Here is a 23,407-nt window from a genome sequence, read left to right as displayed (position 1 = left end):
GGCCGACCTCGATCCTGGTGCTCACGCCCGCCCCATCGCGTCGACAAAGCGGGTGTCGATGAAGCCGGGCTCGGGCAGGCGCTTGATCTGCTTGAGCGTCAGCATGTGCTGCGCGTAGGCCTGCGCCTGCCGGACCTCGTCCGGTCCGAGACGCCAGGTCAGCTCGACATTCGGCGCCGAGAGCTCGAGCGCCTCGCGCTTCTGTCCGAGCTTAGCCACCGCCATGGCGATCATCGCGTCGCGGTCGCGGGCCGCGAAATCCGTGGCCTTGCGGTGGATCTCCAACATGGTCCGGACCAGGTCCGGCCGCTCGGCCAGCGTGTCGCGATGGGCGCCGAACACCATGTTCAGGGCGCCCATCTCGGTGCCGTAGGGATACTCGACGAGCTGGCCGACGCCCGAGGCGAGGCTGACGCCCGGCCCCGGCTCGGCGCCGACATAGGCGTCGACGTCGCCGCGGGCGAGCGCGATGTGCATCTCCGAGAAGGAGACCCGGACGGGGGTGATATCCTTCACGGACAGGCCGTCCATGCGCATCCGCTCCAGGACGAAGACTTCCTGGGTGCTGCCGGGCCAGATCGCGACCCGCTTGCCGCGCAGGTCCTTGATGGTCCGGATCTCGGAATCCTTCTTGGCGATCACCGCCATCCCGCGATTGCAGGTCGACGCGATCACCACGACCGGTTCGCCGGCCGCGGCACCCAGCGTCGCGGCGGCGATTCCGAAGGTGCCGAAATCCACCGACTTGGTGACGACGGCGTTCTTGCACTCGGTCGGGCTCTCGAACGGCACCACCTCCACGGTCACGCCCGCGGGGGTAAAGCGCTCGTAGAAGCTCGGCGCGATCGAGTGGATCAGCTTGAGCGAGCCCATCCGGATCGTCACGGGCGCGCCCTGGGCGCGGGCGCGGGACAGGGGTCCGACGACGAGGCCGGCCCCGAGACCGGCCAGGAGGGTGCGGCGGCGGATCATCGAACGGCTTCTGCAGGGTCGCGACAGCCTTGACGCTAGGCACGCCCCCTGTTGCAAGGAAGTGCTATTTTCTGAGCGAGCCGTTGCTTTCCCAGCAACGGCAGCGGAGGATGCGTCGGTGAAGCATCTGCGCACCGTTACTTACGTCGCCGAAATCGCCCGCGCCGGCTCGATCCGGCGCGCCGCGGAGCGGCTCAACCTGACGCCGTCGGCCCTGACGCGGCAGATCCAGGATCTCGAATACGAGCTCGGCACGCCGATCTTCGAGCGCCTGCCGCAGGGGATGCGGCTCAACGCGGCCGGCGAACTCTTCGCCCGGCACATCCGCGACCAAGTGGCGGATCTCGATCGGGTGCGCTCGCAGATCGCCGACCTGTCCGGGGTGCGGCGGGGCCACGTGGCCCTGGCGTGCAGCCAGGCCTTCGTCACACAGGTCGTACCGGAGGAGGTCGAGGCCTACCGCGCCCGTTTTTCCCAGGTCGGCTTCACCGTGCAGGTTCGCGACCACGCGCAGGCGGTGACCGCGCTGGCGGCCTTCGAGGCGGATCTCGCCCTGATCCTGCAGCCGCCCCCCTCGGCGGAGCTGCACCTCCTCTATTCCGGCCACCAGACCCTGTGCGCCCTGATGCGCAGCGGCCACCCGCTGGCGGCGGAAGCGGGGCCGGTGCGGCTGCGCGACTGCCTCGCCCATGCCCTGGCGCTGCCGGACCGCTCGCTCGCCATCCGTCACCACATCGAGCAGGCGCTCGCCCGGCGGGGCGTCGAACTCCGGCCGGCCGTCGAGTCGGGCTCGCTGGAATTCCTGCGCAACCTGACCCTGCGGGAGGACGTAGTCAGCCTCCAGGTTCCCAGCGGCATCCCGGAGGATCCGCGCCTGCACAGCCGCCCGATCGATACGCGCGACCTCACGCCGATGACGCTCGTCTTGGCGCAGCTGCGCGGACGGTCGCTGTCGGTGGCCGCGGCCAAGTTCGCCGATCAGCTCGTCGTTCGGCTCAATCGAAACTCCGCCTGACAAACAACGATCATCAGACCATCACCAGGTTTTGCCGAGAAGCAGCGTACGACTGATTGGATCGCTGTTACTGCTTTTGTGGTGGAACGACCGGATCGTGCCGGCCGCGCCGATCAGGTCTCAGCCCATTGCCGAAGCAGGTTGTGGTAGGTTCCCGTCAGGGTGACGAGCGCGTCATGTCCCGGAACGTCGCGGGTCAGATGCCGGATCGAGGTGTCGAGGTCGAACAGCAGGGCCCGGCGGGTCCTGTCGCGGATCAGGCTCTGGATCCAGAAGAACGACGCCACACGCGAGCCGCGGGTGATCGGCGTGACGTTGTGCAGACTGTCCGCAGGGTAGATCACCAGGTCGCCGGCCGGCAGCTTGACGGCATGGCTGCCGTAAGTGTCCTCCACCGTCAGCTCGCCGCCGTCGTACTCGTCCGGTCCGCTGAGAAACAGCGTCGCCGAGATATCCGTGCGGATGCGCTGGCCGTCCAGGGACTGGCGGATGGCGTTGTCGATGTGGGCGCCGAACGTCATGCCGGAATCGTACCGGTTGAACAGCGGCGGGAAGACCGTGTGCGGCAGGGCGGCCGAGAGGAACAGCGGACTGCGCTTGAGCGCGAGCATCACCATGCCGCCAAGTTCCTGGGCCTCGGGCGCGTCCTCCGGCAATTGTAGGTTCATCTTGACCTGCGCCGATTGGAACCCGGCGGTCACCCGCCCGTCGGTCCAGGCCGCCTGGTCCATGATGGTTCGGCACCGGGCAACCTGATCCGCATTCAGGACCTGCGGGATGTGTACGAGCATAGAACGTGCTCCCTTCGCCTAGGCGTTCTCGGCTGAGATCAGGCGCCGGTCGGGAAACGCTGTCGCGTCGTTCCGCAGCGCCGCCCGGTTGCGGCGCTTCCGCAGCCACATCAGCACGCCGGTGATCGCCAGCAGCGTGGGCAGCGCCCCGCAGAGACCGGCCAGCGCCGCCCAGACCGGGCCATGCGCGCGGCCCTGGTGCACGCGCCGCATCCAGGCGCCGATCGCGTCGCCGCGGCGTTGCGCCGGCTCCAGCGTCGTCTGTCCCGTCGCATCATCGATGCTGACCGCGTGCCGGGTTCCATCGGCGGCCTGAACCTCCAGGCGCCACGCCTTCGTGACGGCGCTGGGCACAGCAAGCAGGCGGGGCGTCTCCGGTGCAGCCGCGTCCGTCCCGAGCGCGACGGCCCCTTCCGCCGTGAGCATCGGCTGCGGCATGAGGGGATCGCCGCCGGGACGCCGGAGGGGCGGTCGCGGCGCGTCGAACGCGTTCAGGACGGCGCTGGCCTGCGGCGGGAAGGCGAGCACGATCCCGGTGAGCGCCATCAATCCCAGAGGGATGGAGATCCAGAAGCCCGCGAAGTGGTGCAGGTTGATGCTCGTCGCCGGGCCGCGCCGCCAAGCCAGGGCGCGCGCGAAGCCTCCATTGCGCGGGAACCAGAGGATCAGCCCGGTCACCGACAGCAGGAGCAGCGCCACGCCGGTCCAGCCGACGATGTCGCGGCCGGAATATTCAGGCACCATCAGGTTCTCGTGGAAGACGTGGATCTGCCCGATTAGCGAATTGCGCAGGTCCTTGACCCCCAGCACCGCGGCCGTCGCCGGGTCGAGATAGACGAGGCGGCTGAGCGGGCGCCGGTTGCCGCCCGGCTCCCCGGGCCGGCCGCTCCGGTTCGCCGCGCCGCCACCCCCGGGTCCACGCCCGTCCAATGCCGGCGCGGGTTGGAGTCGGACCACCACCGTGACCGGGCCGCCCTCTTCGTGCGGCCAGCGCAGCACGGCCGCCTGGCCGCCCACGGCCTCGCTCGCGCTGCGCAGATAGGCGTCCGCGGGACGCGCGACCGCCGCACCGGTCGTCGCGTAAAGGCCGGGATTGAGAACCGCGTCGATCTCGTCGTCGAACACCAGGACGAGCCCGGTGAGCGAGATTGGGACGATCAGGAGCGTCAGGCCGATCCCGAGCCACAGGTGCACCTTCCGGAACACCGTACGCCAGGAAGGGAATCGTCCAAATGCCATCCGTCTCGCGTCCGCTCGGCCGTTGCCGGCCGCTCTTGGGTCAAGAACGGAACGAATGCAATCGCACTATTTTAGAATTATTCGAGTACATTCTTTCCTTTGAATTATTAAAATCTAAAAATAACAGATATACCACCAAGATGTACCGTTTTATGTTGCTGTATGCGTCTGGATTAAGATACGCGCCGGAAACGTAGCCGGAGCGGACGTCTAGAATTACTATGAAGAAGCAGGAACTGATCGCCGAGCTGTTCTCGGTTGGGCAAGATGGGGCCGGCTCCGCATTCGACAATGCACCCGGACCGCGTGCGCCGGGATTGGCGCGCCTGTCGCAGGCTGCGCTCGGCGCGGCGTCCCTGGCCTTCGTGTCAGCGCCCGCCGCGGGGCAGGAGACCCTGTCGGTCGTGATGGATCAGCTCGACGTCACGACGTCGGGGCCCGCCACGGGCTCACCCTACAATCCCCGGCAACTCCAGCTTCAGCGGTTGCCGACCCCGATCCTCGATACGCCCCAGAGCATCACGGTTGTCCCGCAGCAGCTCATCCAGGATCAGCGCGACTCGACGCTCGTGGAGACGCTGCGCAACGTGCCCGGCATCACGATGTTCGGCGGCGAGGGCGGCACGCAGGGCGACAACATCAACATCCGCGGCTACTCCGCCCGCAACGACTTCTATCGCGACGGCGTCCGCGATCCGGGCTGGTACACGCGCGACACGTTCAGCATCGAGAGCGTCGAGGTGCTGAAGGGGCCGTCCTCGTTCCTGTTCGGGCGCGGCTCGACCGGCGGCGTCGTCAACGTCACCAGCAAGCTGCCGTTCTTCGCCGCCGACAAGGTCCAGATCGACGCCTCGGGCTACAGCGCCCCGGGCGCGCGCGTCACCGGTGATATCAACTCGGTTCTGGGCGACTCGGCGGTCCGCCTCGCATTTGTCGCCAACGACACCGATGTCGCCGGCCGCGACCATATCAACACCACGCGCTTCGGCGTCGCGCCCTCGATCCGGGCCAACCTGACGCCGGACGATCAGGTGACGGTCAGCTACATCTACCAGAAGGATAACAACATCCCCGATTACGGCATCCCGGTGCTGCCGGGCGCCTATTTCGGGACGTATTACGGGCAGCCGGCGCCGGTCGCGAAGAACACCTATTTCGGCCGTCTCAGCCCGGGCTTCTCCGACACCGAGCGGGTGGACGCCCATATCGGCACTCTGCAGTACAAGCACACCTTCGATCAGGATTGGAGCATCACCAATACAACGCGTTATTCGCTGATCGACCGGTTCGTGCGCGTCCGCGGTGTCCAAGTCAACGCGACGAACCTGTACGGGCAGGCGACCGGCGGCGTGCCGCTGTCCGGCGCGGCGCTGTTCATGCGCCCGCTCGGCAATCTGTACGTGAACAACACGAATGACTTCCAGAACCACACCACCAACACGCTGTTCACGAACCAGACCGATCTCGTCGGCCACGCCGAGACGTTCGGCCTCCAGCACACGCTGCTGAGCGGGATCGAGCTGAGCCAGGAGACCCGCGATCAGTATCGGACCAACATCGCGGGCGGCTCGCGCGTCAATGTCGGGTTTCCCAACCCGTATCCGGCCAGTCCGGGCACGATCCCAGCGACCAGCACGGACACGTACGCCGTCGGCGACACGGTCGGCGTCTATGCGAGCGATCAGGTCAAGATCAACCGCTACCTCGAGATCCTGGGCGGCCTGCGCTACGACGATCTCACGGTCCGCCAGCACGCCGCGACCGTCCGGTCGGGAACCTACAACGAGACCGGGCCGCTGAACGCGACCACGCCGTACGATGTCGTCAACAAGGTGCAGTTCGTCAGCTGGCGAACCGGGGCCGTCGTTCATCCGGTCGACAACGCCAGCGTCTACTTCATGTACGGAACTTCGTTCGACCCGTCGAGCGAGTACCTGACGATTACCGGCGGACAGCAGAACCTCAATCCGACGACCAACGAAACCTACGAGGTCGGCGCGAAATACGATCTGTTCGACAGTCAGCTCAGCCTGACCGGCGCCGTGTTCCAGGTAACCCAGCAGAACGCCATCGAGGCGGTCGACCAGACCAACGGCATCTACGCGACGGTCGGCACCACCCGGGTCCAGGGATTCGAGCTCGGCATCGCCGGCAAGATCACCGACGCCTGGAGCGTCTTCGGCGGCTACACCTATCTCGACGGCCGGGTCCTGAAGAGCGCCCGGAACACGGCCGGCGCCTTCGTGACGACGCCGGGCAATGTTCTCGCCAACACGCCGCACAATACCTTCTCGCTGACCAGCACCTACGTCGTCCTGCCGGGCCTGACGGTCGGCGGCAGCGCGTATTACGTCGGCGAACGGTTCACCAGCGCGGCGAATACAGCATTGGTGCCCGGTTACTGGCGGCTCGACGCGCTGGCCGTCTACAAGTTGACCGAGAGCGCGGCCCTGCAGCTCAACGTCTACAACATCGCCAATACGAAGAATTTCGAGACGGTGTCGGGCTTCGGTTCGGCCACGCCGGGTCCGGGCCGCACCTTCGTGCTCACGGCCCGCCTGACCTTCTGAGGCGGGTTCCGCCTGAGCGCTTCGCGCACGGCGTCTCCTCCGTCAACGCGAGCGGAGCGAAGCGACCCAGGGTCGCGCGACGTCGCAAGTCGTGGCGCTCCTGGATCGCCTCGCTCCGCTCGCAAGGACGGGCGCCGCCGGCGATCCGGTCGGCCGCGGCGCACATGGACGATGTTTCATCGTCCGGACATGCGACCAAGACGGACCGGATCTATTATCTGAACATCGGATGAAGAGAGCGAATGTAGCGCAAATCATCGCATCCGACGTTCAGATGGAGATTGGACGATGACTTATCGGAAGTCTATGGCCGCGGCGCTCGTGCTCACCACCATCCTGGGCGGATCCGCCTTCGCGGCCGAGCAGGCCGCCCAGCCGAGGGCGGCGAACCAGACGGCGATCGACAAGGATGTCGGCAAGCTCTCGAAGGACGGGGCGCAGGGCTTCCGGGATCTCCAGCTCACCCGTCTGGCGATCTTCGAGGCCGATCCCGCCCAGGCCAAGGACATGATCGGCAAGGCGCAGGCGGCCTTCGCCAAGGCGAAGACCGACGACGCGGTGTTCACCAAGGCGGAGGCCGACCTCAAGACGCCAGCCGCCATGGCCGGCCAGAAGGCGACGGCGACCAAGAGCGAGGCCGCGCCGGCCTCCAAGACGGCGGTCGCCTGGGTGCCGGTCGACGCGCAGCTGGTCCTGGGCGACGACTTCGTGGCCACGCCCGAGAAGGCCTCGGCCGTGACCGAGGCCAACAAGAACCTCGCCAAGGGCGACCAGACGGGAGCGCTGGAGAAGCTCAAGCTCGCCCATGTCGACGTGAACTTCACCATGGCGGTGCTGCCGCTCGACAAGACCGTGGCCGATATCGACCAGGCGGCGACGCTGATCGGGCAGGGCAAGTATTACGAGGCCAACGCAATCCTGAAGACGGCCCAGGACGGAATCCGCTTCGACGTGATCGACGCGGTCGCCCTGCCGCAGAAGGCCACGGCCGCCACCGCCGACAAGACGGCGCCGCAGGCCACCGGGACGGCGGCGGCGGCCAAGAGCGGTCGGTGAACGACAGCGCGCTGGCCGGCCGGTGCCGGTCAGCGCACTGCCGAAATTCCTAAATATGACCTGAAATAGGAATTTGATCTTGACACCGTCGCGCTGCTCGGCTATCAAGCAGGCACGGTCGAGACGTGTGCGGAGACGGGCGATGCCGCTCACCGGTGCCCACCCCGCCGAGACCCGCGCGGCGGCCCTGCGCCTCCTGCGCGAGACCGATCTGTCCATCGCGGCGATCGCGGCCCGGGTCGGCGCGAGCGCCCGGACCGTCTGGCACTGGAACGTGCGGGCCGGCTGGCCCAGGCCGCCGCGGCGGCGCTGGATGCTGACGGCGCGCTGGCCGGCGGCGCGCCGGGCCGCATTGCTGCGCCTGATCGGCGCGTCGGGCGCCGATCCCGCCGACATCGCCGAGGTGCTGGGCCTCGACCGCCCCGGCCCGGAGGCTCTGGTCTGGGCCTTCGGACCGGCGCTGGCACCGGCCGTGCGCGCGCGCCTGGACCGGCCGCCGGCCGATCCGGCAATCCTGCGGGCGCAGCTATGCGGCCACATCGCCCGGCAGATCGCCACGTTCGATGCGGCTTTGAGCCGGGAGGCGCCGGCTTTGCGCGACTCGGCCCGGGTGCTGCGCGATCTCGGCGGGCTCAAGCGGCTGCTCGACACGGTCGGGGCGGATGGCGGGCGGAACGACGCGGGGGAGGGGAGCGATGACGGCACCGAACCCGACCTGCCCGCCCTGCGCGCGGAGATCGCGCGACGCTATGCTGGCTTTGTCGGCGGCCGGGCGTCTGCCTGACTTCCTCGAGACCCTGCCGCCGGCGCTGCTCCGGGCGCTCGCCGACGACTGGCTGCACCAGGCCCGGGCGGACCAGCTCCCGCCGGCCGAGTCGGAACCCTGGACCACCTGGGCGGTGATCGGCGGCCGCGGCAGCGGCAAGACCCGCACCGGGGCCGAATGGGTCGACGCGCTCACCCGCGGCGACCCGGCCTTCACGCCCGAGCCGGTCGGGCGCATCGCGCTGGTGGGTGAGACGCATCTCGACGTGCGCGACGTGATGGTGGAGGGGCCGTCGGGGCTCCTCGCCCTGCCGCGCCGCGGCCGGACGCGGCCGGTCTGGTCGCCGAGCCGGCGGCGGCTCGAATGGGAGAACGGCGCGGTTGCGCTCGCCTTCTCGGCAGAGGAGCCCGACGCGCTCCGCGGTCCGCAATTCGGCGCCGCCTGGTGCGACGAGGCCGCCAAGTGGCGCCAGCCGGAGGCGAGCTTCGACATGCTGCAATTCGGGCTGCGCCTCGGCGCCCGCCCGCGCAACCTCGTGACCACGACGCCGCGGCCGGTCCCGCTGATCCGCCGCCTGCTCGCCGATCCGCGCACCGTCGTGAGCCGGGCGCGCACGCAGGACAACGCGCGCAATCTCGCGCCGGACTTCCTGGAACGGGTGGTCGGCCGCTACGCCGGCACCCGCCTCGGCCGCCAGGAACTCGACGGCGAACTCATCGCCGACCGGGACGACGCCCTGTGGAACCGCGCCGCCCTGGAGGCGGCCCGGGTCGGGGCCGCACCGGATCTCGGCCGGATCGTCGTGGCGGTCGATCCGCCGGCCGCCTCGGGTGCGCGCTCGGATGCCTGCGGGATCGTGGCGGCCGGGCGCGCGGGGACCCACGCCTACGTGCTGGCCGATGCGAGCTTCGCCCGCGCCGGCCCGCAGGCCTGGGCGGGGGCGGCGCTGGCGCTGTATCATCGGCTCCGGGCCGACGCCCTGGTGGTCGAGGTCAACCAGGGCGGCGAGATGGCCGCCGCCGTGCTGGCCCAGTGCGATCCCGCCGTGCCGGTGACGCGGGTGCACGCCACGCGCGGCAAGTACCTGCGGGCCGAGCCGGTGTCGCTGCTCTACGCCCGCGGGCTGGTCCACCATGTCGGGGCGTTCCCGGCGCTGGAGGACGAGCTGTGCGATTTCGGCCCCGACGGGCTGTCGAGCGGGGCCTCGCCCGACCGGCTCGACGCCCTGGTCTGGGCGCTCACCCACCTGATGCTGGAGACGCGGGCGGAGCCGCGGATCCGGCGGCTTTGATCCGGGACGGTCGCGCGGCTTAAGCCGCCATCCCGGCGCCGCGCAGCGGAGCCCGGGATTCAGACCTGCCGAGGCGTCACGTTCGGGCACCGCCAGCGGTTCTGGGTTGCCCGCCTCCGGCGTGCCCCTCCGGGTCCGGGCTCCGCTGCGCGGCCCCGGAACGACCGTGGAAGCTTGAGCCCGACGGGGGCACTCACGCCTGGGATCAGCGCCGGCGCGGCCCTAAAACAATACGGCGCGCCTCGCGGAGGCGCGCCGGAAGTCGGTTCGTGGTCTCTGGAACGAACTGCATCCTGTATACACGGTTTTTCACGCCACGCTGTGGCGGACGGGTCACGGGATCACAATACTGGTATCATTTCCCCAGTTCGGCGGTATCGACGCGCAACAATGGCCGCGTGCTGTCATTGGCGGATGGGCCGGTCGCGCTGTCCCGGGGCGCTTCGCCCGTGATGACGGCGCGGCTTTGAGCAATCGATGCTGTCGGCCCGGCGCGGTGTCATCCGGTTTCCGTTCGAACGCTTCGGCCGAGGTGCCTCTCTCGTCATCGCGAGCGGGGCGAAGCCACCCAGGGCCGCGCGACGTCTGAGATCGGGGCGCCGACGGGATTGCTTCGCGCCGCGCGCAAGGACGGAATCGCCATCGGTTCGGCGGTCCGGGACGGCCCGTCACTCCGGCGCGGTCAGGCTCCGGAGGGCGGCGCGGATATCCGCCAGGGTTCCGACCAGGGCGTAGCAGGCGAAATCGTGGGCGCCCGCCGCGGCGTGCGCGACCGCGAAGGCGCAGCTCAGCCGGGTCGTGTCCGGACCGCGCCGGACCGCGAAGGCGGGACGCGGGGCGTCCACCTCCTGTTCGGGCGGGTTCGGGCTCCAGAACGCCAGGGCGTGCGAGCCCTCGGGCATCGCCAGGATCACGGGACGCCGCTGATCGCCGTCGGCGGGATCGAGCCGGCTGACCGTTCCCGTGCCGCGGTCGAAGCTCCACGCCTCGGAGAACTCCGCCGGCACGGCAGCGGCAAGTGCCTCGAAGCGTGCGGCGTCGGCGGGTTCGGGCAGGTCGAAGCGCGCCTGCACCTCGACGGCGTTGCCGAGACCCGGCAGGCCGAGGCCGACCCGCTTGTGCAGGATCACGGCCTTGGCCCCGGCCGGCATCCAGGCGAGGCGGGTCTCGGTCTCGGCCCAGCTCCGGCCGAACCGGAGGCCGGTCAGCCGTTGCGCGGCCGGCGCGCCGTCCTCCGGGCTGCCGGCCTCGCTCGCCGCGCGGCCGTCCGCGTCCGGGCCGACGGTGAGGCGCGCCTGCAGGGCGTCCTCCGCCTCCGTGTCGGCGATGAAGGTGACGCCGTCCCAGGTCAGGCTGTCGACCGCCCCGGCGACGCGGCGTGCGAGGCGTAGGCTGAGGTCCGACCGGCCGAAGGGCCGCGCCAGGACCAGGGTCCCGTTGGGCTCCGGCCAGACGGGCGCGTCCCCGGCCTCCGCCGCCGTGGTGACCAAGGCCGCGAGCGCCGCCGCGAGACGCCCGCACCGGGCCGCGCGGGCGCGCGAGGGGGACCAGGACTGCATCGCGAGACCATAGCGCAGGAACGGACCGGCATGTCGACTGTCCTCGAGAAGCTGGCGCGCCTCGCGCGCCGCGCCGCACCCGGCGGCCCCGTCCTGGCCACCAAGGCCGCCGCTTCCCCGGCCTTCGCGCTCTACGCCGAGGGCCGGGCCAGCTGGACGCCCCGCGACCCGGCGGCGCTCGCCCGGGTCGGCTACCAGGGCAACCCGGTGGTCCACCGGGCCGTCCGGCTGATCGCCGAGAGCGCCGCGAGCCTGCCGCTGATCGCCACCGGGCCCGGCGCGGCGCGCGCGGCCGACCTGCTGGCGCTCCTCGCCCGTCCGAACCCGCGGGAGAGCGGCACGCACCTACTCGAGACCGTCTATGCCGACCTGCTGCTGACCGGCACGGCCTATCTGGAGGCGGTCGCCCTCGACGGGCGGGTGGCGGCGCTCCAGGCCCTGCGGCCGGGTCGGATGCGGATGCTGCCGGGGCCGGACGGCTGGCCGGTCGCCTACGTCTACACCGCGGGCGGGCGCAGCCGCCGGTTCGACCTGCCGGCGCCCGGCACGCCGGCCGTGGCGTCGATCCTGGCGCTCGCCCTGTTCCATCCGGACGACGAGACCGGCGGCCTCGCGCCGATCGAGGCCGCGGCCACCGCCCTCGACATCCACAACGCCGCGAGCGCCTGGAACAAGGCGCTCCTCGACAATGCCGCCCGGCCGTCCGGGGCGCTGGTCTTCGCGGGGGCGAGCCTGTCGGAGCCGCAATTCGAGCGCCTCAAGGCGGAGCTGGAGGCGAACTACCAGGGCGCGGCCAATGCCGGCCGGCCGCTGCTGCTGGAGGGCGGCCTCGACTGGAAGCCCCTCGCGCTGTCGCCGCAGGACATGGATTTCGTCGCGGCCAAGAACGCGGCGGCGCGGGAGATCGCCCTGGCCTTCGGGGTGCCGCCGCTCCTGCTGGGGCTCCCCGGCGACAGCACCCACGCCAACTACGCCGAGGCCAACCGCGCCCTCTATCGTCAGACCCTGATCCCGCTGGCCGCCCGCACCGCGCGGGCGCTGGCCGGCTGGCTGGAACCGGATTTCGGCCCGGTGGACCTGGAGCCCGACCTCGACCGGATCGAGGCGCTCGCGGGCGAGCGGGAATCCCTCTGGCGCCGGGTCCAGGCCGCGGACTTCCTCACGGTCTCCGAGAAGCGCGAGGCGGTGGGCTACCCGCCGGAGCGGGCGGAAGGCGTTGGGGGCTGAGGGGAACCGCTAGACTATTGGTTCGCAGTCCGATGCTTTCACCCCGTCATTCCGGGGCGCCGCAGGCGAGCCCGGAATCCAGAGCCTCGACAGCGGCCGGAGGACACGGGACGACCGGTCCAATCCGGTTCCGTCGCGCGTCTGGATTCCGGGCTCCGCTGCGCGGCCCCGGAATGACGGGGCGGCTACAAGCCGGTCCAGCCGGTTAATGTCCCATAGAGATCCGACCAATCCGGGTTCATCGCCTCGATGAGCCGGATCTTCCAGTCGCGGCGCCACTTCTTGAGCGCCTTCTCCCGCTCGATCGCCTCGACGATGCGGTCATACGTCTCGTACCAGACGAGACGGGTCACCCCGTAGGTCGCGGTGAAGCCGGGGCTCAGCCGGCTGCGATGCTCGTGAACCCGCCGCGCGAGGTTGTTGGTCACGCCGAGATAGAGCGTGCCGTGCCGCCGGCTGGCGAGCAGGTACACGTGGTAGGCCATCGCGATCCGAGCCCGCGACTCAGGATGAGACGCCGCATCGTACGGCGTCACGCACGGCTCGTCGTTCCGGCCCAACGCCGTCGCGCCCCACGCGCCTGCGGCATCCGCGCGGGCCTCCGGCAAACCGCACCGCTCGCACGATCGCCACCCGCCGAGGATCCCGCCATGGACGGCCATTTCACCGGCTATGCCAGCCTCTTCGGCGTGCCCGATCTGGGCCACGACGTGGTGGTGCCGGGCGCCTTCGCGGCGAGCCTCGCCCGGCGCGGGCCGGCGGGCGTGCGGCTGCTGTTCCAGCACGACCCGGCCGAGCCGATCGGCCGCTGGCTCACCCTGCGCGAGGATGCCCGCGGCCTCCGGGCCGAGGGCCAGCTCAACCTCGCCGTGCAGCGCGCCCGGGAGATCGACGCGCTGATGCGCCAGGGCGGCCTCGACGGGCTGTCGATCGGCTTCCGCACGCTGCTCGCCCGGCCCGGTGCGGGCGGGGCGCGCCGGCTCCATCAGGTCGATCTCTGGGAGATCTCCCTGGTGACCTTTCCGCTCCAGCCGGGGGCCCGGGCGAGCCCGGATCCCGGCGCGGATCCCCTCGTGGCGGAGATCCGCGGCCTCGCCCGTCGGATCGCCCCGTCCCGCCTGCCGGGTCCGGCACTCCGGCCCCGACGCCCCTCCTGACGACGAGGTTGACCCATGGATGCCACCACCCTGACGGCCCGCGCCGGCCTCGAGACAAAAGGCGGCCTGCCCGACCTGGAGAACAAGGCCGCCCGGCCCGAGGCCGGGCCGATGCGCTCGGCGCTGGACGAGCTCGCCACCGCCTTCGCGGCGTTCAAGGAGACGAACGAGGTGCGCCTCGGCGCGATCGAGGGCCGGCTCGGCGCCGACGTGCTCACCGAGGAGAAGCTCGCCCGTATCGACGCGGCGCTGGACGCGGCCCGCACCCGCCTCGACCGGATCAGCCTGGAGCAGGCCCGGCCGCCGCTCGGCGCGCCGCGACCGCGCCGGGACGCCTCCGCCCACGAGCACAAGGCGGCCTTCGACCTCTACGTGCGGGCCGGCGAGAGCGCCGGGCTCAAGCGCCTGGAATCCAAGGCCCTGTCGGCCGGCTCTGGGCCGGACGGCGGCTACCTCGTGCCGGACACGATCGAGCGCACCGTGCTGACGCGCCTCGCCCAGGTGTCGCCGATCCGGTCGATCGCCAGCGTGCAGCAGATCTCGGGCGCCCAGTACAAGCGCGCGGTCTCGGTGGGGGCGCCGGTCACCGGCTGGGCGGCGGAGACGGCGCCGCGGCCCGAGACCGCCGCGCCGGCGCTCTCGGAGATCGCGTTCCCCGCCATGGAGCTCTACGCGATGCCGGCCGCCACGCAGACGCTCCTGGACGATGCGGTGGTCGATCTCGACGCGTGGCTCTCGGCCGAGGTGGAGACCGCCTTCGCCGAGCAGGAGGGCGTCGCCTTCGTCACCGGCAACGGCGCCAGCCGCCCGCGCGGCGTCCTGAGCTACGACACGGTCGCCAACGCCGCCTGGGCGCCGGGCAAGCTCGGGTTCGTGGCCACCGGTGCGGCGGGCGCCTTCCCGTCGACCAGCCCGGCGGACGTGCTGTTCGACCTCGTCTACGGCCTGCGCGCGGGCTACCGCCAGAATGCCGGCTTCGTCATGAACCGGCGCACCCAGAGCGCGATCCGGAAGTTCAAGGATGCGGAGGGCAACTACCTCTGGCAGCCGCCGCTCGCCGCCGGCCGGGCCGCGACGCTGATCGGCTTCCCGGTCACGGAGGCCGAGGCGATGCCGGATCTCGGCAAGGACAGCCTGTCGGTGGCCTTCGGGGACTTCCGACGCGGCTACCTCGTGGTGGACCGCACCGGCATGCGCGTGCTGCGGGACCCGTACTCGGCCAAGCCCTACGTGCTGTTCTACACCACCAAGCGCGTCGGCGGCGGGGTGCAGGATTTCGACGCCATCAAGCTGTTGAAGTTCGGCTGAGCCGGTCCGTCGTCTTCGCGGAGGCTGCCGGAGCGGCCGGCTCGTCGCCACACGCTCGGGGACGGCGCTAGCCGGCGCGATCCTTCACGGTCTCGTACGCGAACGGGGCGGCGAAATAGGCGCCCCTTGCGTCCAGGGGCCAGGAGGCGCTCACCGAGCGCCTGACCGGCGCCGACATCGAGAGCGGCTGGCTGAGCTTGAGGGGGCCGCCGACGGCATGCGGCGGTCCTGCGACCTCGCTCTGCGTCGGACCGGCCTGCCCCGACCGGCTGGCTCCGGACAGTTTCCGGGCCTGCTCCTGGGCACGCTCCAGGTTGGTGCGGGCGGCAACCAGACGCTCGCTGGCCTCCCGCCGGATCCGGACGGACGTGCCCGGCTGGGCCGACCGCACATCCACGGCTTCCCAATAGGCGGTCGCGGCGAGCAGCTCGGCCTGCGCCTCCTTCAGGGTCGGCACCGGCGGCGCCGGCAGCTCCGGCATCTCGCTGAGCCGCCCCTCCAGCACGGCGCGCGCGACCGTGATCTCGAATCGCCGGTCCACGCCGAACCGGGCCATCCGCTCCAGATGCGGCTCGATCATCTCCAGAAGCGGGATCGTCGGAACGACGAGTTCGTGGACGTCGCCGGCCCAACCCTGATCGCACTTTTCCCCGTTGACAGCCCAGAAGACGCCGCGGGCCGTGTAGATCCGGCCGGCCTTGATCTCGCGAAGACGCACGAAGAAGTAGCGCTCACCGTAGATCGGATCCCGTGAGCACACACAGGCCAGGCTGCCGGGAGACGCGGTCTGGTAGTAGGTCTCGAAATCCGTTTCCACTGGACGCTCGCGATCTCATGAACGGCATGACGCGGATCCGCGGCAGCGGACACGCGGTGATCGAGAGGCGTCGATGCGCGAGGCCGCGCGCCGCCGCCGACCGCGCCTGGGGCATGTCGCCTGTCGGCCCGGTTGTTCTTCAGACAAGCAGTGAAATTCGATTTCTCTGCCTCACGGCAAAGATCTCGTCGGGGTCAATACCTGGAGCGAGCTTGAGGTGCTGTCGGATGGATCGTGTCACCGATCCCTCCGTCCGATCCGTCCGCCCGCGGCGATGCTCCGCCGCGACGCCTTCGGATACGCGTTCAGACACAAGCTCGCTCAGCCATCTCCATCAATATACCGGTTTACTTGCACTATAACACGCCACTGTCAACGCAGTTCACATTATTTCTGTCAGAAACGAACTCAGATCTGTATTATTTCCGACAGAAAAATTAGCCTCAATGCTGTTTCAAGCAGAAAAGAAACTCGCGATTTTGTGGTCTTCGTACCACCGATCGGTCAGTTAGCCTGACGTGACCCATTTTCGGATTGATCAGCCACGGCATCTTCAGCAACCTTGATCACAGAAGGGTTCGGCCAAAACAGAACCCGTGGGTTGAGCGCATCAGCGCCGGCCGAACACATAATAATCATGCAGCTTTCGTGATGACGGCGCTGCGCGTGGGTCTCGCTGGCTTGGGGATTTCGATGAGGCTGTTGAAGGCATCACTTCTGTGTTCGGCCGCAGCATTTGCGGGGGCAAGTGCAGCGCAGGCCGCTGATCTGCCGGTCAAGAAGGCCGTCCCGATCGAGTACGTCCGCGTCTGCAACGCGTACGGTGCAGGATTTTTCTATATTCCCGGCACCGACACCTGCCTGCGCCTCTCGGGCCGCGCCCGCTTCGAGGGCGGCTATCAGCCGACCTACTCGCGCACGGGAACACGGAACTTCGGCGATACCGCCGGTTACCGGACCCTCGGGCGCTTCAACCTGGATGCGCGCACGCAGACCGCCTACGGCACACTCCGCGCCTTCGTGCGCCTCGATGTCGCCTCGCGCACCGGCGGCTCCTACGGCGGCGGCACCTCCGGCACCCAGCAGCGCTACGGCAACGCCTACGCGGCACTCGGCATCGACACCTTCGGCCGGGCGCAGCAATACGTGAACCTCGACAAGGCGTTCATCCAGTTCGCCGGCCTGACCGCCGGTCGCGCCTCTTCGTTCTTCGACTTCTACGCCCACGATTTCGAGTTCAACGGTTACTCGCTCGGCTCGGACACGTCCTCGACCAACCTGCTCGCCTACACGGCCACGATGGGGAACGGCCTGTCGGCGACGCTCTCCGTCGAAGACCCGACCTTCCGCCGGACCCCGGTCTTCTCGCCGCTCAGCAATACGGTCACGGCGGCGAACGGCTCAGTCACGAATTTCGGCCTGACCAACGTGCCGACCCCGATCTTCTACCGGACGGCGGCCGGCGCGCTCGCCACCAACACGGTCAACATCATCCAGGCCAACCGCATGCCCGACTTCGTCGGCGTGCTGCGCCTCGACCAAGCCTGGGGCTCGGCCCAGCTCTCGGCCGCCGTGCACGAGGTGAACATCCAGGATCCCACCGTCATCGCCGGCGGCGTGCCCGGCGCGGTGGTCACGCCCCACGCCAACAGCGTGTACGGCTGGGGCGTCCAGGGCGGCCTGAAGATCAACGCGCCGTTCATCGCGCCGGGCGACGCCCTCTATCTCCAGGGCGCCTACGCGAACGGCGCGCAGATGTATACCGGCTACTGCATGTATAGCGGCTGCGAGGCCCAGACCTCGGCGACGCTGCAGGGTCAGAAGTTCGACCAGTACTTCAATGACGCCGTGGTCAACCCGATCACCGGCCAACTCCAGACGTCCACGAGCTTCACCGCCACGGCGGCCTACCTGCACTACTGGTCGCCGGAATGGCGTTCGGCCTTCATCGGCAGCTACGGCGAGCAGAACTTCTCGTCGGCCATCCGCTACGGCCAGGGTCTGATCTTTCAGAACTTCGCGGGTATCAGCGGCTCCAACGCGATCGGCACGCCGGGCACCCGGTTCTTCCAGATCAGCCAGGCTCTGCGCGACACGTACCAGTTCTCGGTGGGTGGAAACCTGATCTGGTCGCCGGTCAAGGACCTCGATATCGGCGTGGAGGCTCTCTACACCCAGTTCGGCGTGAAGAACGGCCGCGTCATCGACAACGACAAGGATCCGACCGCCTACAGCCGCATCGCGGCGATCAATGCCGGCGGACCCGTGCGGACCATCACGTCGGACGGCGTCGAGCAGTTCCGCTTCCGCGTCCAGCGCGACTTCTGATCTCGAATCCGGACCGGTTTGTTCTCCAAAGCTTCCCGGTCCTGATGTCCCCGTGCAAGGGACTCCACTGCCCGGCCAATCGGCCGGGCTTTTTCTTGTCCGGTCGAGGCCCCGCCCGCGGACGGGCAGGGCGGATCGGCCTCAGCGCCCCGAATTGCCGTCGCGCAGGGTGCCGGTCGGCTCCTGCACGTGGGCCTCGAGGAACCACAGGTGCTTGTCCACGGCTCGGGAGATCTCGGTGAACAGGTCGGCCGTGTCCGGATCGCCCGCCTCGTCGGTCTCGTCGATGTTCTGCCGCACCGCGTTGGCGTAGGCGGCGTAGCTGTCGATCAGCGCGGCGATGTGGTCGGCGATGGCGTAGATGCCCGTCGGGTAGGCCGGGAGCTTCGTGCGCTCCGCGACCGCCTGGGTCGAGCCGAAGGCCGTGGCGCCGAGCTGCACCGCGCGCTCGGCGACGCTGTCGTTGAGTTCGTCGAGCTGGGTCCGGAACCCGTCGAGCATCTCGTGGACGCCGATGAACTGCGGACCCTTGAGGTTCCAATGGGCCTGCTTGATCGCCAGCGCCAGATCGATGCCGTCCGCCAGCCGGGCGTTGAGCGCTTCGATCGAGACCTTCTTGGCGTTGGAATCGGTGTTGTTGCGGGTCTTGTGCGTCCGCGGGGTGTTGCTGGTGCCGGTGTCGGCCATGTTCTCGCTCCGTGAGCCGGTGATTGTTCGGATGCGAAAGTGCCGATGCGGCCCCAGGTTCCCGCAGGCGCGACGGATCCACGGGATGGTGAGCGCTGCCGCACATGCGGAAGCCGCGGATTGCCGCCGCGGCGCGGGGGTGCCTCTCGGACGCCTCTCCAGGGCGGCGTACCGCTGCGGCGCACGCGAATCCGACCCGTATCGCCCGCTCGAGATGCGCGCGCATCTCGGGTGAGGGATGCAGGTAGGTCAGGCCGGATCTGCGACGGTTCTAACGGCGGCGGCCCGGGCGGGCCATCCAGTCGGAGCGGTTGCCGCGCGGCAATGCCTCGCCCACCTGGATCCGCGACAGCTCTGCCGACCGGGACGCGATCCAGCCGGCATGTTCGGCCACCGGGGTCACCGCGGTGAAGCCGCCGCAGGCGGTCCGGCGCGCGCCCTGCTGGAGGGCGCCGCTCGACCAGCTCACCACGCCGACGATCCGGTAGCCGCCGGGGCCGCCGGCCAGGATCGGGCCGCCGGAATCGCCGAGGCACGCCCCGGCACCCGAGGTCTCGGCCATCCGCCGCCGGTCCGTCACCACGGTCACGCGATTGGCGACCTGCAGCGAGCCGATCGACACGAGATGCGCCAGCCGCAGCACCCGTGCCGAGTTCCGCCGGTTCTCCGCCACGACGCCGAAGCCCGCGATATCGACGGGCGCGCCGTTATCGATCGAGGCGGCCCCGCGCGGATCGAGGGGCATGTAGTCGGCGCCCAGCGGTTGCTCGAGCTTGAGCAGCGCCAGGTCGACGCCGGGCTGGTCCTCCGGGGTCGTGCCGGGGACGAAATCGGGGTGCATGGTCGCGGCGATCACCGCGGTCCGGTGCTGGCGGAAGCCGCGGTCCACGCTGATCACCGTGTAGCCGGCCGGGCGCATCACGCAGTGGGCGGCGCTGAGCACGAGGTCGGGCGCGATCAGCGTGCCCGAGCAGATCTCGCCCTCCGTGCTCTCGATGCGCACCACGAAGCTGCGCGCCCCGTTCGGATCCCGCGTGGTCGTGCCGTTGATCACCGCCGCGGCGGGGGCCGGCATCAGGCCCGCGACGGTGCCGAGCAGCGCCGCGCCGAGCAGGCCGCCTCCCAAACGGCCCGCGAGGCCGCCGCACAGGACGCGCTCGCGGAGGCCGGCCTTGCGGATCGGGCGAGGGAACATCGGGCACTCCAGGGGGGCGCGGGTGAGGGACGCCGTCGAACGGGCGCGGCGCCCGGTGAGCCTAGAGCAAGGCAATGTCCCGGCCAAGCTGAGGTTCCCTGCCGGTGAGGCCGGGATCTAGTCCGTCCAGCGGGCGCTCCGGCTCCAGGCGCCGAGCCTTTCGTCGATCCAGCCGCGCTGCGGTCCCAGCAGGATGCCCTGCGTGAGGCCGCCGCAGCTGCCGCCGATCCAGGCGGAGAGCGCCAGTACCCCGCCGTCCGACGCCGCGATCGGGCCGCCGGAATCGCCCTGGCAGGCGCCGCCGGCGCCGCCCCGCAACCAGACCAGGATCCGGCTCGGCCCGTAGGGCTCGATCACCGGCAGGGCGACGCTGCGATAGGTGCCGGTCGAGCGCGGGTCGCCGGGTTTGGCGGCGCCGTAGCCCGACAGGGTCAGGCTGTCGCCGGCCCGCGGCATGGCCGCGCTCAGGGTCACGGGCGCGAAGCGGTCCGGCAGCGTAGTCGCCGTGCGCAGGAGCGCGAGGTCGATGGAGCGGCGCCGGGCCTTCGCGGCGCCGGCATCGTAGCCGGGATGCACCGCCCGCGCGGCGATCTCGACGAGGACGGGCGCGCCGGCCGCGTCGCGGAAATGGACCCGGTGCTCGCCGTCGGCGGCGCAATGGCCGGCGGTCAGCACCGTGTCGGGGGCGAGCACGATTCCGGTGCAGACGCCGCCCTTCGACGACAGGACCATCACGGCCCCGCCGGCCGGCGCCTCCGTGCCGCCGACGATGGCGCGCGCCGGCGCGGCCGCGAGCAGCAGGCAAGCCGCCAAGCAAGTGGCCAGGCAAGCGGCCAGGGGAGCCGTCGCGACGGCAAGGACCGCCGGGCGGCGCTTCGAAATCAGCATCGACCCACCATCGAGAGAGACGCGCGATGATCCCGTTACGCATCGACGCCGCCGCCGTCGAGCCGGTGAGCGTGGCCGACCTGCGCGCCTACCTGCGGTTCGAGTCCGACGATGACGGCGCCGAGGACGCGCTGCTCCAGGCCCTGATCACGGCGGTGCGGGCCAGCCTGGAGATCGAGACGCGCCGGATCCTCGTCCGGGGCCGCTACCGGATCGCGCTGTCCGCCTGGCCGTCCGACGGGCAGGTGCCGCTGCCGCTGAGCCCGCTGGTGGCGCTCCTGCGCGCCGGCTTCGCGGAGGCGGGGGGCGTCACCGACCTCGCCGCCGGGCTGGTGCGCCTCGGCCCCGACCCGGTCGAGGCGCCGGGCCTGCTGGTCGATCCGGCCGCGCCCGATCCCGCCGGGCGCACGATCCTGATCGAGGTCGCGGCCGGGTACGGGGGCGACGGACCGCCCCTGCCGGCGTCCCTGCGCCTCGCGATCCTGCGCCTCGCCGCCGCCCGCTACGAGCATCGCGGCGACGAGCCGGACGCCGCCCGCACCGACGCCGCCGACCTCGCGGCGCCCTTCCGCCGGATGCGGCTGTGATGGCCCGGACCGGAGCCGCACCGATGGCCGCCTCGCGCCCATCCCTCGGCGCCCGCCGTCGGCGCTTCGTGCTCGAGCGTCCCCTGGAGGAGCCCGACGGGTTCGGAGGTGTCCTGCGCCGCTACGTGGCCGGCCCGGTCCTGTGGGGCGCCCTGGCGCCGGCGGGCATGGTCGATCGCACCGCCGGCGGCCGGACCGACACGCGGCCCGTCTACCGCGTCACCCTGCGGGGCCGGCCCCGCCTCGACCCGACGATGCGGCTCGCGGCCGGCCCCCGCCGCTTCGCGATCCGCGCCGTCACCGAGCCGGATGCGCGGGGCCGCGATTGCGTCTGCCACGTCGAGGAACTGCCGCGGGAGAGCCTGCCGTGAGCGACCCGAGCCCGCTGCTGGCCCTGCGCGCCGGCCTGATCGCCCGCTTCTCCGCCGATCCCGGCCTTGCGGCCCTGCTCGGCGGCCACGTCCGGCTCTACGACGAGCCGCCGTGGGGCACGCCGCCGGTCTACGCCCTGTGGGAGGATTCCGCGATCGAGGACGATGCCGTGGACGGGGCCGAGCGCCACCGCCACAGCCACGCGATCGCGGTGATCGCGCAGCCCGGCTCGGTCCGCACCGCCCTGGACGCTGCCGCCCGCATGGCCGCGCTCCTGGCCGATGCGGCGATGCCGCTCGCCGGCTGCCGGCTCGTGACCCTGCGGGTCCGCGCCATCAGGGCCCGCCGCGACGCCCGGACCGGCGAGGCCCGGGCAAGCCTGGCGGTCGAGGCCGTCACCGAGATCCTGTGAGGGGAGGGGCCGATGGGCGCGCAGAAGGGCAAGGACCTGCTGATCCGGGCCGGGGACGGCGCGGGCGGCTTCGTGGCCGTGGCGGGCCTGCGCACCCGCCAGATCACGCTGAACGCCGAGACCGTGGACGTCACCAACGCCGATTCCGCCGGGCGCTGGCGGGAGCTGCTCGCCGGCGCCGGCGTGCGCCGGGCCGCGATCGCGGGCTCCGGGGTGTTTCGCGACCAGGCCTCGGACGCGCGTCTGCGGCTGATCTTCTTCTAGGGGGTGATCGAGACCTTCCAGATCGTGGTGCCGGCCTTCGGGCTCCTGGAGGGCCCGTTCCAGATCGCGAGCCTCGAATACCGCGGTGACCATGCCGGCGAGGTCACCTTCGACATGAGCCTCGATTCGGCGGGTGCGCTCGCCTTCGCGGCGGCCTGAGCCGAGGGGAGTCCCATGGTGAACCGGATCCGCGGCGCGGTGCCGCTCGATCTCGCGGGCGAGCGCTACACCCTCTGCCTCACCCTCGGGGCGCTGGCCGAGCTGGAATCCGCGCTCCAGGCCGGCGACCTCGCGGGGCTCGCCGCGCGCTTCGCGGGCGGGCGGGTCTCGGCGCGGGACCTGATCGCCCTGCTGGGGGTCGCCCTGCGGGGCGGCGGCCACGATCTCGACGACGCGGCGGTGGCCCGGCTGCCGCTGGCGGGCGGGCTCGACGCCGTCTCGGAAGCCCTCGGTGCTGTGCTGGCGGCGGCCTTCGGGGAGGCGCCGGGCCCGGCAAACCCTCCCCGGAGCCGTCCGTGACCGCGTCGCGGTCGGGGGCGGCTCGCGATCCTGCCGGCTTTCCGTGGGACGACGCCCTGGCGCTCGGCCTCGGGGTGCTGCGCTGGCGGCCGCAGGAATTCTGGGCGGCGACGCCGCGGGAGTTCGCCGCGGCCCTCGGCCGTCGCGCCGGTCCGGAGCCGCTGAGCCGCGCCGCCTTCGAGCGCCTGCTCGCCGCCTACCCCGATGCGGTGTCCGGTCCGACCTGACGATCGGGGCCATCGGACATGCACGAGCCTCCCGACCTCGACCTCATCCTGAGGTGCCCGCGACGCGGGCCTCGAAGGAGGGCTCCAGGGATCGCGCGGCTGGCTGGAGCCCGCCTTCGAGGCGGCTGCGCCGCACCTCAGGATGAGGGGAATGGGTGGG

General features: G+C 70.8%; 23 protein-coding genes and 1 pseudogene. 15 read left to right on the top strand and 9 right to left on the bottom strand.

The annotated features are described in order from the left end of the window. Positions 1–21: 21 nt before the first annotated feature. A complete protein-coding gene (locus ABIE45_RS00780; RefSeq protein ID WP_192709852.1) occupies positions 22–972 on the bottom strand; it encodes an NrtA/SsuA/CpmA family ABC transporter substrate-binding protein in 951 nt (316 codons plus the stop codon). Between the two features lie 118 nt (positions 973–1,090). On the opposite strand from ABIE45_RS00780, the gene ABIE45_RS00775 reads away from it, so the two are divergent. Further along, positions 1,091–1,987, top strand: a complete 897-nt coding sequence (locus ABIE45_RS00775; RefSeq protein ID WP_192709853.1) for a LysR family transcriptional regulator — start codon at positions 1,091–1,093, stop codon at positions 1,985–1,987. Between the two features lie 113 nt (positions 1,988–2,100). Here ABIE45_RS00775 and ABIE45_RS00770 read toward each other — a convergent pair whose 3' ends face one another. Both ABIE45_RS00770 and ABIE45_RS00765 read right to left on the bottom strand, forming a co-directional pair. Beyond that, on the bottom strand, positions 2,101–2,778 hold the full coding sequence (locus ABIE45_RS00770) for a Fe2+-dependent dioxygenase (RefSeq protein ID WP_192709854.1): 678 nt from the start codon (positions 2,776–2,778) through the stop codon (positions 2,101–2,103). A gap of 18 nt (positions 2,779–2,796) precedes the next feature. Continuing rightward, positions 2,797–4,017, bottom strand: coding sequence for a PepSY-associated TM helix domain-containing protein (locus tag ABIE45_RS00765; protein WP_192709855.1), 1,221 nt, complete (start codon positions 4,015–4,017; stop codon positions 2,797–2,799). Between the two features lie 221 nt (positions 4,018–4,238). Here ABIE45_RS00765 and ABIE45_RS00760 point away from each other — a divergent pair, with 221 nt between their 5' ends. The 4 genes from ABIE45_RS00760 to ABIE45_RS00745 all read left to right on the top strand — a co-directional run bounded on the left by ABIE45_RS00760 (position 4,239) and on the right by ABIE45_RS00745 (position 9,700). Then, positions 4,239–6,587: a TonB-dependent siderophore receptor gene (locus tag ABIE45_RS00760; RefSeq protein WP_192709856.1), complete on the top strand. Its 2,349-nt coding sequence runs from the start codon at positions 4,239–4,241 to the stop codon at positions 6,585–6,587. Between the two features lie 306 nt (positions 6,588–6,893). Further along, positions 6,894–7,643, top strand: a complete 750-nt coding sequence (locus ABIE45_RS00755) for a YfdX family protein (protein ID WP_373622049.1) — start codon at positions 6,894–6,896, stop codon at positions 7,641–7,643. Between the two features lie 142 nt (positions 7,644–7,785). Next, positions 7,786–8,427, top strand: coding sequence for a helix-turn-helix domain-containing protein (locus ABIE45_RS00750; protein ID WP_192709858.1), 642 nt, complete (start codon positions 7,786–7,788; stop codon positions 8,425–8,427). Further along, positions 8,393–9,700, top strand: coding sequence for a terminase large subunit domain-containing protein (locus tag ABIE45_RS00745; RefSeq protein WP_192709859.1), 1,308 nt, complete (start codon positions 8,393–8,395; stop codon positions 9,698–9,700). The genes ABIE45_RS00750 and ABIE45_RS00745 overlap by 35 nt, the downstream gene beginning before the upstream one ends. Positions 9,701–10,368: 668 nt before the next feature. Here ABIE45_RS00745 and ABIE45_RS00740 read toward each other — a convergent pair. After that, positions 10,369–11,259, bottom strand: coding sequence for a hypothetical protein (locus ABIE45_RS00740; RefSeq protein WP_192709860.1), 891 nt, complete (start codon positions 11,257–11,259; stop codon positions 10,369–10,371). 30 nt (positions 11,260–11,289) lie between these two features. On the opposite strand from ABIE45_RS00740, the gene ABIE45_RS00735 reads away from it, so the two are divergent. Beyond that, positions 11,290–12,486 carry a phage portal protein gene (locus ABIE45_RS00735; RefSeq protein WP_192709861.1) on the top strand — a complete coding sequence of 399 codons (1,197 nt, stop codon included), beginning with the start codon at positions 11,290–11,292 and terminating at the stop codon, positions 12,484–12,486. A gap of 185 nt (positions 12,487–12,671) precedes the next feature. Here the strand turns inward: ABIE45_RS00735 and ABIE45_RS00730 are convergent, their stop codons facing one another. Further along, positions 12,672–12,971 carry a GIY-YIG nuclease family protein gene (locus tag ABIE45_RS00730; protein WP_192709862.1) on the bottom strand — a complete coding sequence of 100 codons (300 nt, stop codon included), beginning with the start codon at positions 12,969–12,971 and terminating at the stop codon, positions 12,672–12,674. A 165-nt stretch (positions 12,972–13,136) separates the two neighbouring features. On the opposite strand from ABIE45_RS00730, the gene ABIE45_RS00725 reads away from it, so the two are divergent. Both ABIE45_RS00725 and ABIE45_RS00720 read left to right on the top strand, forming a co-directional pair. After that, positions 13,137–13,643 carry an HK97 family phage prohead protease gene (locus tag ABIE45_RS00725; RefSeq protein WP_192709863.1) on the top strand — a complete coding sequence of 169 codons (507 nt, stop codon included), beginning with the start codon at positions 13,137–13,139 and terminating at the stop codon, positions 13,641–13,643. 15 nt (positions 13,644–13,658) lie between these two features. After that, positions 13,659–14,951, top strand: coding sequence for a phage major capsid protein (locus ABIE45_RS00720; RefSeq protein ID WP_192709864.1), 1,293 nt, complete (start codon positions 13,659–13,661; stop codon positions 14,949–14,951). A 67-nt stretch (positions 14,952–15,018) separates the two neighbouring features. Here ABIE45_RS00720 and ABIE45_RS00715 read toward each other — a convergent pair whose 3' ends face one another. Next, positions 15,019–15,768 carry a hypothetical protein gene (locus tag ABIE45_RS00715; RefSeq protein WP_192709865.1) on the bottom strand — a complete coding sequence of 250 codons (750 nt, stop codon included), beginning with the start codon at positions 15,766–15,768 and terminating at the stop codon, positions 15,019–15,021. Positions 15,769–16,461: 693 nt separating this feature from the next. On the opposite strand from ABIE45_RS00715, the gene ABIE45_RS00710 reads away from it, so the two are divergent. Further along, positions 16,462–18,096, top strand: a complete 1,635-nt coding sequence (locus tag ABIE45_RS00710; RefSeq protein ID WP_192709866.1) for a porin — start codon at positions 16,462–16,464, stop codon at positions 18,094–18,096. 141 nt (positions 18,097–18,237) lie between these two features. On the opposite strand, the gene dps is transcribed toward ABIE45_RS00710, so the two are convergent. The 3 genes from dps to ABIE45_RS00695 all read right to left on the bottom strand — a co-directional run bounded on the left by dps (position 18,238) and on the right by ABIE45_RS00695 (position 20,866). Continuing rightward, positions 18,238–18,783 carry a DNA starvation/stationary phase protection protein Dps gene (gene dps, locus ABIE45_RS00705; protein WP_091775184.1) on the bottom strand — a complete coding sequence of 182 codons (546 nt, stop codon included), beginning with the start codon at positions 18,781–18,783 and terminating at the stop codon, positions 18,238–18,240. 271 nt (positions 18,784–19,054) lie between these two features. Further along, the gene (locus ABIE45_RS00700) at positions 19,055–19,978 is read right to left on the bottom strand and encodes a trypsin-like serine protease (RefSeq protein WP_192709867.1); all 924 of its coding nucleotides are present in this window, start codon (positions 19,976–19,978) and stop codon (positions 19,055–19,057) included. A gap of 117 nt (positions 19,979–20,095) precedes the next feature. Then, positions 20,096–20,866, bottom strand: a complete 771-nt coding sequence (locus ABIE45_RS00695; protein ID WP_192709868.1) for a trypsin-like serine protease — start codon at positions 20,864–20,866, stop codon at positions 20,096–20,098. Between the two features lie 26 nt (positions 20,867–20,892). Between ABIE45_RS00695 and ABIE45_RS00690 the strand changes: the two genes are divergently transcribed. The 6 genes and pseudogenes from ABIE45_RS00690 (at position 20,893) to ABIE45_RS00665 (ending at position 23,247) form a co-directional block, all read left to right on the top strand. Further along, positions 20,893–21,453 (top strand): hypothetical protein, encoded by a 561-nt coding sequence (locus tag ABIE45_RS00690; protein ID WP_192709869.1) that lies wholly within the window; start codon positions 20,893–20,895, stop codon positions 21,451–21,453. Between the two features lie 23 nt (positions 21,454–21,476). Further along, positions 21,477–21,824, top strand: coding sequence for a head-tail adaptor protein (locus ABIE45_RS00685; RefSeq protein ID WP_192709870.1), 348 nt, complete (start codon positions 21,477–21,479; stop codon positions 21,822–21,824). Then, positions 21,821–22,237, top strand: coding sequence for a DUF3168 domain-containing protein (locus ABIE45_RS00680; protein ID WP_192709871.1), 417 nt, complete (start codon positions 21,821–21,823; stop codon positions 22,235–22,237). Before ABIE45_RS00685 ends, ABIE45_RS00680 begins: the two co-directional genes overlap by 4 nt. A 12-nt stretch (positions 22,238–22,249) precedes the next feature. Next, positions 22,250–22,660 (top strand): annotated as a pseudogene (locus ABIE45_RS00675) (phage major tail protein, TP901-1 family). Between the two features lie 15 nt (positions 22,661–22,675). Further along, complete coding sequence (locus ABIE45_RS00670; protein ID WP_192709872.1) at positions 22,676–23,020, top strand: gene transfer agent family protein; 345 nt, start codon at positions 22,676–22,678, stop codon at positions 23,018–23,020. Further along, complete coding sequence (locus ABIE45_RS00665; RefSeq protein ID WP_192709873.1) at positions 23,017–23,247, top strand: rcc01693 family protein; 231 nt, start codon at positions 23,017–23,019, stop codon at positions 23,245–23,247. The genes ABIE45_RS00670 and ABIE45_RS00665 overlap by 4 nt, the downstream gene beginning before the upstream one ends. Positions 23,248–23,407 lie beyond the last annotated feature (160 nt).

The sequence above is a fragment of the Methylobacterium sp. OAE515 genome (genome assembly GCF_041806315.1).
GTDB lineage: Bacteria > Pseudomonadota > Alphaproteobacteria > Rhizobiales > Beijerinckiaceae > Methylobacterium > Methylobacterium tardum.
This window is presented reverse-complemented; position numbering and strand designations above follow the sequence as displayed.